General features: G+C 38.4%; 6 protein-coding genes. All 6 read right to left on the bottom strand.

The features are described 5' to 3' along the window. Nucleotides 1-967: 967 nt before the first annotated feature. On the bottom strand, nucleotides 968-3,322 hold the full coding sequence (locus ALPR1_RS09205; RefSeq protein WP_237701643.1) for a family 78 glycoside hydrolase catalytic domain: 2,355 nt from the start codon (nucleotides 3,320-3,322) through the stop codon (nucleotides 968-970). A 92-nt stretch (nucleotides 3,323-3,414) separates the two neighbouring features. Continuing rightward, complete coding sequence (locus tag ALPR1_RS09200; protein WP_008200155.1) at nucleotides 3,415-5,364, bottom strand: sulfatase-like hydrolase/transferase; 1,950 nt, start codon at nucleotides 5,362-5,364, stop codon at nucleotides 3,415-3,417. 2 nt (nucleotides 5,365-5,366) lie between these two features. Then, nucleotides 5,367-8,666 (bottom strand): VCBS repeat-containing protein, encoded by a 3,300-nt coding sequence (locus tag ALPR1_RS09195; protein WP_008200154.1) that lies wholly within the window; start codon nucleotides 8,664-8,666, stop codon nucleotides 5,367-5,369. A gap of 97 nt (nucleotides 8,667-8,763) precedes the next feature. Next, the gene (locus ALPR1_RS09190; RefSeq protein ID WP_008200153.1) at nucleotides 8,764-10,305 is read right to left on the bottom strand and encodes a RagB/SusD family nutrient uptake outer membrane protein; all 1,542 of its coding nucleotides are present in this window, start codon (nucleotides 10,303-10,305) and stop codon (nucleotides 8,764-8,766) included. Nucleotides 10,306-10,322: 17 nt separating this feature from the next. Beyond that, nucleotides 10,323-13,829, bottom strand: coding sequence for a TonB-dependent receptor (locus ALPR1_RS09185; RefSeq protein WP_008200152.1), 3,507 nt, complete (start codon nucleotides 13,827-13,829; stop codon nucleotides 10,323-10,325). A gap of 158 nt (nucleotides 13,830-13,987) precedes the next feature. Further along, nucleotides 13,988-15,016 (bottom strand): FecR family protein, encoded by a 1,029-nt coding sequence (locus tag ALPR1_RS09180; protein ID WP_008200151.1) that lies wholly within the window; start codon nucleotides 15,014-15,016, stop codon nucleotides 13,988-13,990. Nucleotides 15,017-15,022: the final 6 nt, after the last annotated feature.

Raw genomic sequence — 15,022 nt, 5'->3', positions numbered from 1 at the left:
AAGCAATTTCGATTGGATGAAAGTCGATTTTAAAGGAATTAAATATAAATGAACCTCAAAGATAGGAAGGAAATTATGAGTTTAAAGCCTGCCTAGAGGAGTTAGGTGGGAAGTTGAGTGTACAAGTATGTGGTATCTGGTATATGGTAGGTGGTATTTGGGATATAGTGAGTTTAAAGCCTGTCTACCGAAGGTAGGTGAAGAGTTTGAGGTTGTTAGTTCTGCCGCGACAGACAAGTCTTGATTGTTGGAAACGAATCTAAATCCCCCTTGGAGAAGCAATTTCGATTGGATGAAAGTCGATTTTAAAAGGGGTTAGGGGGATTTAGTATTTGAAGAATGATGAAATTAAAAGATCCCATCAGGGTCAGATATTTTTAGCCCAGGCCCCGATAGCTATCGCGGGTTAACCCTGGGAAAAAGAAAAAGCGTGGTCCCCCAGCGCTGGCCCGGGATCGTCATTCAGAGACGTAAACATTACGCCAGCAAGATGGAAACAATAATATCTTCTTGGTGCTTTTGAAGGCCCTGCCTACCGCAGGCAGGCAAAAGTACCCAAAAGCCTTCGTCGCAGCAAAGCTTCTTCCGCACAAAGCCAACAGCCAGCCCCGCGGCTGCGACAGCCCAACCCGCAATCCAAGTGGCGTGTTTTGGAAAGACCCCATAGGGGTCAAAGATTTATAGCCCAGGGTAAGGAGGAACGACGAAACCCTGGGTAAAAAGTCATAGTATTCCCCAGCGCTGGCCCGGGATCGTCATTCAGAGAAAGGAAAGTTACGCCAGCAAGATGTAGATGAACGATGGTTTGTACAGCTTTTGGAAAAGCGGCAAAGTATGATAATCCGGCATCTGGAGAAGCAGGACAAGGATAGTTTATTGAACAGAAGCTAACGGAGTCAAATATTTATACCTGTCTGAATTTCTAAGAGACATAAGATTCCAAAAGAAATCCTTTAATCTCGTTCTTTTATAACTTTTGTCTAATTCGGTTTACACCTGGTTTCAAAGCAATTTCTTCCTCATTAAATTCCCAAATTCCAAGTAATCCTTCGGGCAATTCAATTTGTGCGACAAGCTCTTTACCAATCACCTGGTATTCTATTGAAATAGCACCATTGGGATGCGGCATAGAAGCTTTTAAATCTGTCAGGGAACCCAAATGAGGTGAAATCAAAACTGATTTAAACCCTACTTCAGCTGATTTAATCCCTGCCACTGAGTTTAATAAATAATAAGCTGGATGAGCACTCCAAGCATGACTATCCGATCTATCATGAGAAGGAAAGCCCGTTTCACCACAGGTTGTCAAGCCCCTGTCCAAGAAATCATACCAGAAATCCAGGTTTTCCAGGTACAATTCCTCTTGGTCAGTTTTCTGCATAGCCTTAAATAAAAAGAATGAAAAATATGAACTTGCCATTTCATCAAAATCCTTGAAGGATAACACTCTTTTTAATAAGTCTTTTTGTTCATTTTCTGGAACTACATCAGAAAGTATTGCCAAAATATTGGTATGCTGAGAAAAAACCTGGCTGTTGGGGTAGTCACTAAAAAGTCCTTTTTCTTCATCCCAGCTGTTTTCCCGAACAGCAGATTTGATTTCTTCCGAAATTCTGGCCCATTGCTTAGATTTTTCTCCATCACCCATATAATTATAAAGTTTCACCGCACAATCTAGGGTATGGACGTAATACATAGTAAGCATGGTGGACTGGACCATTTCCATTTGATCATTCGCTCTAGGTATTGAGCCTTTTGTGATACTCCAGTCAATGAAATTCTTGTTTCTAACAGTTCCAATAAGCCCTGTTTCTTCATCGAGATGCCTTTCATAAAACCCTAGAATTTTCTCCATATTGGGAACAAAAGGAAGTATAAAATCCATATCCCCTCGCATTTCATAATAATCCAACAAAGTTTGAATCCAGGCCATTGACCAAGTGCCTTGATCAAAATCAAATCGTGAGGGGTAGGCAGACTTAAAAAGCCCCGTTTCATTATTCTCAGATTGCGTGTATAGTCGAAGTACCTCTCTTAAGAGTCGATCATCTGTTGAATTATAGGTAGAGATATTTGCAATGGGTCTATTATCACCACCATAACTTAATTGCTCGTAATAGGGTGTATCGTAGTATGTTTCCCCTGAACACATTTGTAATGTTCGCTGACTGATCGTAAAAACCTCATTTAGTTTTGAATCATCGCTTACAAATGTTGCCATATCTGGGTAAGGATAACCAGAATATTCATTTATAAATGATAAAATTTCAAGGGGTGTATCTTGAGTTTCTATTTCCAATTTGACGTACCGAAAAGTCCTTTTCCATAAAGGTCTAAACGTTCTGGATGCTTTTCCATCTGTCTGGAAAATATCCCAAACACCATACATGGTCAAATTAGCCACCGAATCCCTATGTGCTTTGAGGTTTACCTCCTCGTATAGCGCCTCCGCATATTTAATTTTAATGGAGCTGTTTTCTCCTCCTGAAGTAGTAAGCTCAGGATATCCCATGGTCAAAACTTCAAAATCAATCAAAACAGTAGCCTCAGTATTGGAAGGAATGGTAATTTTACTTCGACCATTCCAAGCGCCTGATTTTTCATCAAAACCGGTTATTTCCTTGATTCTTTGAGGATAAACCGAATGGGATGCCATAAAAGGAATCTTTCTTGGGACTAGATTCCAGGGAGCATTTCCATCAAAATGTAGGGGTTCAGCATTGAGCCAGCAACTTTCATCGAACTGTAATTCTTCCCATCCCCAAGGGTATTTGTTTCCATCGACTTGGTCTCCACCTCCACAAGCATAAAACCCATAAAACCATCGTTCATCAAATAGCATTTCTTGATAAGAAATGACGGAATAGGCAGGATTTTCAAATACTTTCCAACTTCCATTTGTCCTCAAAAAGTCAAAATCTTCTTCTTCCACATCTAGCATAAAAGCAGTTTGAGCGGAGAAAAATGCCAAAGGTTTATCTTTTCCCCCATTGTAAACTAGTGCAGCAATTACATTATCCCCACTAGTTAAATAAGGGGCTATATCCAAAACATCATAATTGTAAGTCTTGAAATCTCCTTTTGCAGGTCCATATGACACCCGTTGTCCGTTGACGAATAGGTTATACCTATTATCCGCAGAAACGTGGACAAGCAGATTTTCAGGAATCTCTTTTAAGTCAAATGTTTTTCTAAAATGATAAACCCCGTAATCCGTCACATTTGCAGAAGGATAAGAAATCCACGGAGCATTTTTTTTGGTTTGAGCCTGAACCAAAAGTGGACTCAATAACAGCAGAAGTATGATTAAATATTTTTTCATCATTATGGGTTTTATCTGATTTGGAAGGACTAATAATCCGATTCCATAGCGTGTGTTAATTGGTTTATTCAGAAAAACTAAAATTCAACATGTCAATTCACTTGAATTGGTTCCCCTAACTCCTGAAGCGCCCATTCCAAAGCCCAGCTTGTAAAAGAGGCGAAATTGGCATCCTTATACTTTCTTTGAGAACCAGGTTGACTTAAATTTTTATCAAGCACCTGATACATTACTGGGATAGCAGGACGGGCATATGGACCAATTAATAACAAGTTCCTTGCAGCCATCAACGCTAACCAAGGCCTATCATCCTGAACCCATTTTTCCAACACTTCTACAACTCCTTCCTGATATCCAAAATGTGATAAGGTCTCAGCTGCAACAATTTGTACAGAGGCCGACTCATCCCTTAAAAGTTTCTCCAAAAGAACTGCAGTTTCCTCATTGATACTTTCCAATTGTCTAATTCCCATGACCGCCCAATATCGTACCCCGCTCTCTTGATCTTCTAACCCCGAAATGAGCTCCTCTTCAGTCGCAACCCCTACTTTTTCGGCTTCCAAGAGAATCTTTTCAACAGCATAATCTTGACTTTTTCCATATTCATAAGGAGTTGAGCTGCTACTTCTAGTCATATATTCAGCTTCTGCCAAAAGCCCTAAATCACGGGATTCCAATATCCAGGTGTGAAGTCTTGCTTGAAGCTTTGCTTTAATTTGATCATATTCTGGGGAATTGGCCAGGTTCTTTGTTTCAAAGGGATCACTTCTTAAATCATATAATTCCTCAATAGGTTTAGGTTCCCATAACTTCTGCTGTTCGGCATTGGTTTTACCGGCTTTCTCAAGATCTCTCAGTGCTTTGAAAGCCACTTTCACATCGGAAAAAATAAACCCTTCCTGAATATATGGCAGATGGGGCATAAAGTGTCTGATATAGATATAATCCCCATCTGTTACAGATCGAGACATTTCTACCATATCATCGGCCCTATCTCTAGCTCCAAAAGCAAATTCTCTTTGGCTTTTACCAATTGCTTGCGGACCTAAAAAGGGAGAGCCCTCAAAATAGGCTGGAATTTCTGCTCCGGCCAGGGAGAGAACTGTAGGTGCCAAATCAATGAAACTTACCAATTCATCCTTTTTTCCTATTAAGCTATCCAAACCCGCCCAATCTTGAAATTTTTCTGGAACAGACAGAATGAATGGTACATGCATTCCGGTTTTGTTTAACCATCTTTTGTATCGTGGCATACCAAAACCATGATCCGCAATAAAAAAGATTATGGTTTCCTCCATCAAACCATCCTTTTTTAGGGAATCCAACACCTCCCCTATATTTCTATCCAAAACCGTCAGTATATCATAATAATGAGCCCAAACTTCTCTGGTTTCTTTACTATCGGGATAATATGGAGGGAGTGGTACATCATTGGGATCATGAATTAAGGAAGGGTCTAAATCTTGAGTAAACCTTTTATAATTTTCTGGATTGTTTACAGATCCTTCATGGGATGGCCCAATATTGATAAAACTGAAAAACGGCTCGTTTGAAGTTCTATTTCTCCAAGGGGTGATTTGGGAAGACCAATAATCATAAATTCCCTCTGCTGAAAAATTATAGTCTGTTTTATCTCTGTTAGTAACAAAATAACCTTCTGCTTTCAGGAGTTCTGGAAGGGTATTGAGTTTAGAAGGAAATTCAATTTCTGACCTTAAGTGCTGTGTACCTAGTGAAGTGGGATAAATCCCCGTTATCAAACTGGACCTTGAGGGAGCACAAATTGGAGCAACTGTCCAGGCATTCGTATAAACGACACCAAGGGAGGCTAATTTGTCAATATTGGGAGTATATGCTAAAGGGTCTCCATAAGCCCCTAAAGCTGGACTTATATCCTCGGCTATTAGCCAGATGATATTGGGCTTCAAGTCTTTTGTTTGGGCAGATACAAATCCCAGACTTGCAGAATAAACAAGAAGACAAGTAAAAAGAACCTTTATACATCCTTGACCTTTTATATATGGTGTTCCTAAAAATGCCATTCCTATTGATTGTTTATTACAGGTTTGTTGGATTTACTAAATATCTGCGCTTTACCCCTGTTTACTGAACTAAAGAGGATCTCACTGCCGGAAGCAAGTTTAATTTTTTCTATGCTTTTGGCGTCGCCATTTACCAGAAATCCACTTTGATAGTTGGGTATGTTTTTGAAGCCAGTTTCTGGATTAAAAATCAAAACGCCACCTAAGGATGCATCCTGTCTTCCTGATTGAACTTCCATTCCATAATCATTTCCCACGTAGACCAGATCTAAAAAGCCATCTTGGTTTACATCAATGACTTCTCCGTCTAAAATAGGAGAAAATTGAGCCTCAACAGGTAGTGGGTGGGATTTAAAATTTAAGTCTCCCAAATTTTCAAGATAAATTGATTTGGCTGTCAACACCTCCTTTTGAAGAGCTTGGGCAAGTTCATCCTCTCTGAAAGTTTCCGTTAAAGTTGCTTTGGCATAACTTTCATAATTCGGAAATCGCTTTTTTATTACTGGAATTTGATTGATCAAAAGGTCTCGAGGTAATTTAACTACCTCATTTCCTTGATTAAAATAGGTTGTAATTGCTTCAGCTGTTCCATTATTATCGAAATCGTAATAATAAATTTTTGTGGCTTGGTTACTATCTGGCTTATAAAGTTGGTTCTCTCCCATATTCCCTATAATAAAATCCTCATCTCCATCCTGGTCAAAATCTCCGGGAATAATACTGCACCACCAGCCAGAAGAAACTAATTTGGAGTTACCCAATCTGCTTTCTTTTAGCTGTCCCTTGTTGTTAATAAAGATTCTAACATTCCCCCAGTCTTCTGCAAGAATTAAATCCAAGTAACCATCTTGGTTTAAATCTGAAAATTCCAAGTCTCGGACTATTCCGATTTTTTCACTCCAAGACTCCATTTGCAAGTCTTTCCTACTAAATTTCCCTGACTGATTGATCAATAAGTAAGTTTCTGAAGCTAGAGGAAAGTAACCAGGGAGAACTCCTCCTCCTATAATTAAATCTAAATCACCATCTAAATCAATATCACCTACTTTGATCATGGAAGTATTATTAGGGTGCATAGGAATAGCAGTGCTATCCAAATGAAATTCTCCATTCCCTTTACCCAAATACAATCTGTCCCAATATTCCGAGCTTCCAATTTCAGATTGACTGCCTCCACTGCCCACAAGCAAATCCGGAATTCCGTCACCATTTGCATCAAATATCAATGCGCTTGCATCATGGAAAGGAATTGATTCTTCAAATTCCATAGGTTGAAATGAAGAATTCCTATTTTGATAAAAAATACTTGCTGGGAATCCTTTCGAACCTCCAACAAACAAATCCATCAGACCATCTCCATTTAAATCTCCTGCTGCTGTCACGGGGCCATCTTGGGAGTACTTACGTGGTATTGCAGTTTGATTCTGGAAATCATTAAAATCCTGCTCCTGATGATCATAGTTTAATCCTTCTACAGAAGCACTTTGAAATAAAGGATCTATCGAATGGGTGACGAATGATGGCAAATCAGGACTGTTAGGATCATACTTGATGTCTATCTCAGAATTCAGTCCTTGAATATCTACAGACTGGAAACTTCGATCTGGCCATTGCACATAAATTGAGAAAACAGAATCTGTCTGTGTAAAACCAAACAACAACCTAGGGTCAATAGATGATTTATAACCGCGGACTGGAGAGTTCTCTAAAAACTGAATTCCATTTTTACTTTCAACCCAGACCTTAGCACCAATTGCATCAATATTCCCTTCTTTACCATGAAGCTTGACTCTTAGGTACGAGGCCTTATTGGGAGACTTCTCGATGGTTTGATTAACAAAAACAGAGGCAGGTTGGTCAATATTGTTAGTAATTAAGTCCATATCCCCATCATTATCCAGATCGACATAGACTGCTCCATTGGAAAAAGTCTCTTCCTCTAAGCCCCAGTTTAAACTTTGATCCTTGAATGAGAGGTCTCCCTGATTTTGGAATAAAAAATTATGAAGTTTCACACCTTCTAAACTCTCCATTTCAGAAATAATATCTCTTTTATTCGATTCTTTGGTTCCGAAAGCAGATTCTGATTGAGTATAAACTATGTAATCAAGGTTTGTGACATCCTTGCGATAGCCATTGGTAATAAAAAGATCTTTTTTCCCATCTAAATCAACATCTACAAACAAACTAGCCCAGCTCCAATCGGTTCTCGCAATACCCGCTAGTTGCCCTATTTCACTAAAAACACCCCCCTGATTTAACTGCAGTGTATTTCTGACATATTGTGGTTGATAACCTTGTTGTAGGGACATCTGAAACTGATTATAACTAGCAGGCATAAGCATCATTTTCTCCCTATAATTATCCATTGGCAACATATCCATGACCACTATATCAGTCCAGCCGTCATTGTTATAATCTGCTACATCGTTGCCCATCCCGTTAAAAGTCTGATGTGCCACACGGGTATTAATTTCATCCAAAAATGTCCCATTCTGCTGATTGATATACATCAGGTCATTGGATAAAAAATCATTTGAAACATATATATCAGGCCAGCCATCCCCATTTAAATCGGAGATTGTTACTCCCAGTCCCCAGCCCTCTTTTAAAATACCTGCCGATTTTGTTACATCTGTGTAATTTGTGTTTCCATCATTTCGGTAAAGCCTATCATTACTTTTTGCTGAACCATCTAAAACCTTCTGTTTAATATTTCCTCTGTTGAAAGATTCTAATGCATTATTTAAGACATATAGATCCAAGTCTCCATCTAAATCATAATCAAAAAATACAGCTTGGGTGCCATATCCAGGATCATCAATCCCATACTTTGCTCCTTCCTCTGTGAAAGTGAAATCACCTTGGTTTATGTAAAGCAGATTTCTCATTTCAGCTTTGTCAAAACCTGCAACACTTATATAAATGTCTGGAAAAGAATCTTGGTTGATATCAACTATGCTTACTCCGGTACACCAATTTCCTGAGGTATTGATCCCAGTACTTTCTGTGACATTTTGAAATTTCAAGTTTCCAAGATTTCGATATACTTCACTTGAAACCTGATTTCCAGTAAAAATCACGTCCATCAATCCATCCTTATCAAAATCTGCTATACCTACTCCTGCCCCATTGTACACATACTCATATACTAAGGCATTCAAGGAATCAGAAATTGAAATGGTGTTTGAAAATGAAATTCCAGAGGATTGAGAATCTAATTGCTCAAAAACTTGGAGATCTGAGGATTGACAGGCGGAAAGAAAAATAAAAAGGGCAATAAAAAGATTCCGTCGGATCATCTCAATTATTTCATTACTTGGGTTTAATCAACTAAATGGCTTTAGTTAAAAGCAGAAGGAAAGCTGGCTTCCCTTCTGCTTGAGTTTGTTGTATTAATCAATAACCTGGATTTTGCACCAAAGAGCTTATCAAATCAAGTTCTCTCTGAGGATATGGCTTTAATAAATTGGTCTCAGACCAATTTTCATTTGCAGGGTCACCAAAATCAACATCTTGAGGTATATTGATTACACCAGCTTGATGCCATCTCACTAGGTCAGCGTATCTATGTCCTTCAAATGCCAGCTCAACTCTTCTTTCATGCATGATAAATTCCATTGCTTCGTCTAAAGATGAACTTCCAGAACGTTCTTGCAAAATCTCACCAGTAGGATCCGCTCTCCTTCTGACCATATTTACATAATCCATCGCTTGTTGAACATTGTTATTTCCAAGCAATTCCGCTTCTGCAGCCATCAAATACACGTCTGCCAAACGAATTACTCGTTCATTATTCGATCCTGCATTTGGTTGCGCGTAAGCTACATAATCTAAAAGATATTTTGAGGGAGTTGCGCCGGTAATGGACCAAGTTGGACTATATGGAGTGCCGAAATAATCATCTCCTTCTCTATAGAAAGTAAAAGGAATTCTTGGATCATTTTCTTCAAACTCATTCTGAAGGTCTTCAGTAACGTGCATCCTTCCATAGCCTTGGCCGTTGGCTCCTGGAGCACAATTCCCCAGAAAACAGGAGGCTCTGAATACAATAGTTCTCCCTGTTCCGGCATGACCGATATTTTCATTTCCTGCCAATCCTTGATCCGTTGGTAACCATGGGTTAAAATCACCTCTTGTAAATTGAATTTCAAAGATTGATTCCGAATTATTTTCAAGACTTTCACTGAAATTATCTCCGAAATTATCCTGAAGTGAATAGGTACCACTATTGATTACTGCGTTTAATTCTGTTGCAGCCAAACTATACTTTTGTCGATATAAGTACACTTTTCCTAAAAATGCCTGTGCAGCACCGGAAGTTGCTCTTCCCACATCGGTTCCCGACCAAGAACTTGGAAGGTTTTCTTTTGCAAAGGTCAAATCTGCTTCTACCAAATCAAGAACTTCACCAGGTTGGCTATTCCCTACTTGAGAGTCTGCAATGGTAGTAATTAACTCAGAAATCAATGGAGGAGATCCCCAATTAGTAGCCAGGATAAAATAGAAATAAGAGCGAATAAACTTTGCTTCAGCTTCAAATCGGGATTTATCTTCATCAGATAGCTCAGAAGAAGGAAGTGAATTTAAAATCACATTGGATCTCATCACCCCTTTATAGCTTTCTGAGAAAATCCATCCAAAATCACCATTATTTGGCAGCCAATTAAAATCGTTATTACTATTAATTCCCTGCCCGCCGTGCCTACTGTCATCTGATGGATACTCTATTCCATTATAGAATCCTCTACCATTTTGCTCATAAAAGAGGTTTAGAATGGTGCTATATGGAGACAAAGATGCTGCCTCAAAATCTTCAAATGTTTTATAAAATGTTTCTGAATTTAATTCTCCCAAAGGCTGTAGGTCAAGTTTATTCTCACAGCCCATCGATATTCCAATAGAGAGAAATATTGCTAAAGTAATTTTTCTAGTTTTCATGTTATTGGAGTTAGAGATTAAAATTGAAGTTGGACACCCATTTGAATAATCCTAGGTTGAGGCATATTTCCTCCATCCGTTCCTGCTCCTATTTGGTTTGAATTCGATCCGTAAGTCATTACTTCAGGATCCATACCAGTATATTTTGTGAAGGTCAACAGATTAGATGCTGCCAAATAGATTCGGCCAATATTGAAACCGTTCATTTTGTCCAACACTGTTCTTGGTAGACTAAACCCTAACTGTACATTTCGAAGTCTTAAAAAGCCTGCATCTTCCACAAACCTATCAGAAAAACGGCCATTTTGATTTGGATCACCACTAATAGCTCTTGGAATCGAATTGCTCGTGCCTGGTCCTGTCCATCTTTCCTGAGATTCCACTAACATATTTCTACCGCCACCGGTAAGATTCAAATTACTTTGTCTTACCTGATTGTAAACCTGAACATCTCCTACCCCTTGCCATAACATGGAGAAATCAAAAGATTTATAGTTTAGGCCAATATTCAAACCATAGAAATAGGTAGGAATAGTTTTACCCAGGTAAGTTCTGTCATTAAAATCGATCAATCCATCAGGTTCTCCAGAAAACTGAGCGCCTTCTTCTCCAGGTCCGTTAACATCAAGAAATTTCACATCTCCTGGTCTAGGTCCTTGTGGAGCATTTTTATCCTCAAATCCTCCTGTGAAAATACCATCGATTTCTTCTTGTGTTTGATAAATTCCATCGGTTTTATAACCAAAGAAATATCCGATCGGTTGCCCAACAGCAGTTCTATAAGCTGCATTTGAGGAAAACTCCTCAATCCCTGGTGCCAATTCCTCCAATCTATTCTTGATGGTGGTAAAATTACCATTCAATGTTAATTGAAGTCCGTTTGAAAAGGTCTTACCATAACCAATTTCTATTTCTATCCCTTTGTTGCTTACGCTTCCAAGGTTTACTGGAGTACTTCCAAATCCAGTAATATTTGGTAAAGGCAATGAGTACAAGAAGTCTTTGGTTGTTCTATCATAATAAGTAACCAATAGATCTACTTTATTATCAAATAAGCCTAAATCAACTCCAAAATCGATGGTTTCCACTGTTTCCCAAACCACATCCTTGTTTACAAAATTAATTGGTGTTGGCGCCTGAATGGTTGTATTTCCGCTTCCATAATCCGGAGTCGTAGATACTCTGAAAATATGAGGATAGGATGTAGTATTTGAATTTCCAAGTTGTCCCCAACTCGCTCTGATTTTCATTTCTGAAATCAATCCTGACTCAGAGAAAAAGTCCTCCTGACTTACCCGCCAAGCAGCTGAAAAGGAAGGGAAAGTACCCCATCTTCTGTTATTTTCAGGTGAAAAGGCACTAGTTCCATCTCTTCTAATTGTACCGGTTAAAAGGTATTTATCTTTAAAATTATAAGAAGCTCTACCTAAATAACCTACAAAAGAACCTTGACCTGCTCCACCTCCTACATTAGGATCTCCACGACCGTTTTTAACTACTTGATAAAAGTCAGGAGCATTACTAATGAAATCACTTCCTCTTACTGCGAGAGAGGTATTGGTGTTTTTTTGATATTCTATACCTGCCAAAATATCAATAGAATGATCTCCAAAAACTTTGAAATAATTCAAAGTATTGGTAAAAACCTGGGAAACTGATTCTCCTCGGGAATCATTGTATTCATTACCTGGTCTATTTAAACCCACCTCAGAAACAAGATACTCTGGTCTCCATGAATCATTTCTAGTAGTCAAGTAATCAACTGAAACCATAGATTTATAGGTAAGTCCTTCAAAAATCTCCAACTCACCATAGATGCTTCCCAGCATTCTTGTCAACCTGTCATTGTTCTGAACAATCTGATTAATTCCAATTTGGTTAGCGATCGTAAGACCTGCCAAATCAGAATTCCCATCATACCCGTAACGGTTTCCCGGAATCGGATTAGCTGGATCCTCATAAATATTGAAAAAAGGTGGCATTGTGAGTGAATTTTGAAGTAAGAAACCATCACCTCTGCCATTCATACCTCTCTCAATTTCCTGATGGGAAACAGTAAATGTTTGACCCATTTTTAAGCGCTTATTGATTTTAAAATCAGAATTTGCTCTAAAATTATATCGTTTCAAGTCCCACTTTTGAACCGTCGCCTCTTGGGCAAAATATCCACCGGAAACAAAATAATTATAGTCATCATTACCTCCTGATATACTCAGGTTGTAATTCTGAATTGGGGCACTTTTATTTAATGCCTCATCTTTCCAATTTGTCTCATTGCTCCTATTTCTTACAGGACTTCCAGAGGCTAAATCAGGATGAAGTTCCTGATAACTTGGATCTCCAGGACTAAATCCATTTTGAACATTGGCAGCATCAAATGCATCCTGTGTCAAAGCAATCCATTCATCAGTAGAGTTATATTCATTGAATTTGGCAATGTTCTGAATGCCATAATACGCGTCAAAATTAACTGTTGGCTTGCCTTTTTTTCCTCTTTTTGTTGTGATTAAGACTACACCATTTGCTGCTCTAACTCCATAGACTGCGGCTGCAGAAGCATCCTTTAAAACTGAAATACTTTCAATGTCAGATGGGTTTATTGTAGTCAATGGATTAGTAACCCCATCTGAATTGTTTCCAACAGGAACACCGTCTACCACAAATAAAGGCTGGGTATTTCCTACGGTTCCAACTCCTCTTATCCGCACGGAAACAGGCGCACCTGGAGTTCCATCAACAGAAGTTACCTGAACTCCAGAAATTCTTCCTTGTAATGATTGGTCTGCAGAAGCAATAGGGACTTTGGTGATTTCGGCAGAATTTATTGTTCCAATAGATTCTGTCATTAATTTCCTACTTTTCTCGCCGTAACCTATGACGATAACCTCTTCTAGGTTTTGTGCATTTTCATTCAATGTCACATTAATAGAAGTCTGATTCCCCACTTCAATCCGTCGGTCATCAAATCCTATAAATGAAAAAACCAAGAAATCCCCCTCGTCAGCGTTGATTTCATAACGTCCCTCCAAGTCAGTCACTGTTCCTTGGGTTGTACCTTCTTTTAAGATAGTAACACCGGGGAGTGGTTCTCCATTAGAATCCCTAACAACCCCACTTATTAATATCCGTTCCTTTTCTTGAATGGTAACCCGGGTTCCATTTTTGTTCTGCTTAACATGGATATTATTATTGATTTGAATAAAGCTAAGTCCTGTTTTCTTCGCTAAATCCTCCAAAACATCATAAACGCTTTGTTTCCTTGCATTTGATGTCACCTTTTGGTTTAAATCGATTTTTTCTGAATTATAAGAAAATTCAAATCCTGACTGATTTTCTATTTTTCTAAACAGTTGCAACAATGAGGATTCATTTACACTCAGTGTTACATTTACTTGCTCAATCGTTTTTCTTTGTGCATTCCCATTACTTGCTAATAGAACCGTACAAAAAATCAATTGAAAAATGAATCCGTAGAGTAGTCTCTTAGATAGCATGATGAGTTGTCCCCGTATATATTTTTTCATATAATTGTTATGGTTTAAGTGGTCAAAAACTTGAACATTTGCCTGGAATGGTTAGCGCTCCTTCAGGCAAAAGAATTAGGCAGTTGGAAGTTCTTTTTGAACTTCTACTGCCTTTTTTTAGGTGCTATTAAGATATTTCATAGATTTTAGGTTTTGGGTTATAATGTTATTTCGACTTTCTTTCCATCTATATGGTATTGAATTCTGGAGGTTTGTTTAATCCCTTCCAAAACGTTTTTCAATATTTCATCGTGATATTGACCGGTGTAGGCCCATTTCTTACTTACTTTACCCCGTACGGAAATCTCTATCCCATACCAGTTTTCAAGTTTTGATTTCACCTCTGAGAAATCATCTTCATTGAAAATCAAATTTTTATCTTTCCAGCCCACAATTTCCAGAGAGTCAAATGTGGACTTGTAAAAATTGCCGTCTTTCTCCATGACAAGCATTTCCGAAGGGTCTAGAACAACTTGATTCCCCAAATTATCATTCACCTTTACTTTGCCTGAAACCAATGCTACAGCAAATTGATTGTTGGAGGATTGATTGACATTAAATTCAGTCCCTAAGACCTCTATTACTGCCTGATCCATTTGAACTTTAAATGGTCTACTTTCTTTGTTGACTTCAAAAAATGCTTCTCCTTTCAGTGTAACCACTCTTAAACTGTCAGAAAACTCATTCGGATAGATCAATTCAGAACCTGAGTTTAAGTGGATGATAGTTCCATCAGATAAACCAATGCTTGATTTAGTACCTTTTGGAATCGATTTGGTTATCCACTGAATTTCTGTTTTCGCCTCGTCCCCAGAACTATTGAAAATATCCCAAATCACCCAAGTGCAAAAACAGCATAGTAATACAGCGGCTACTTTTCGAAGAGAAAAAAAAGAGAACCATCTCCCCTCTCGTGTTGCCTTCTTATTTGTACTTACTTCACTCTCCTCAAATCTGATGATATTCTCAAACAATTCGAGGTATGCTTCATTTGATAATTCTGGTCTTTCTTGGTAAGTGATGCTTTTTATAAATTGAGCAGCTTCTATTACTATTTCTCTTTTATGAGGATTAGCTACAAGCCACTTTTCCCAAAAGTGTTTGGTATTTTCATCAGGGTTTTTTACCCACTGGACAAAAAACTCATCGCATAGAAAGTGTTCAAGTTTATAATCCTCGTATTTCATATGGTT

The organism is Algoriphagus machipongonensis, assembly GCF_000166275.1.
Classification (GTDB): Bacteria; Bacteroidota; Bacteroidia; order Cytophagales; family Cyclobacteriaceae; genus Algoriphagus; species Algoriphagus machipongonensis.
The sequence above is the reverse complement of the archived record's forward strand: the minus strand, read 5'-3'. Positions and strand labels throughout refer to the sequence as shown.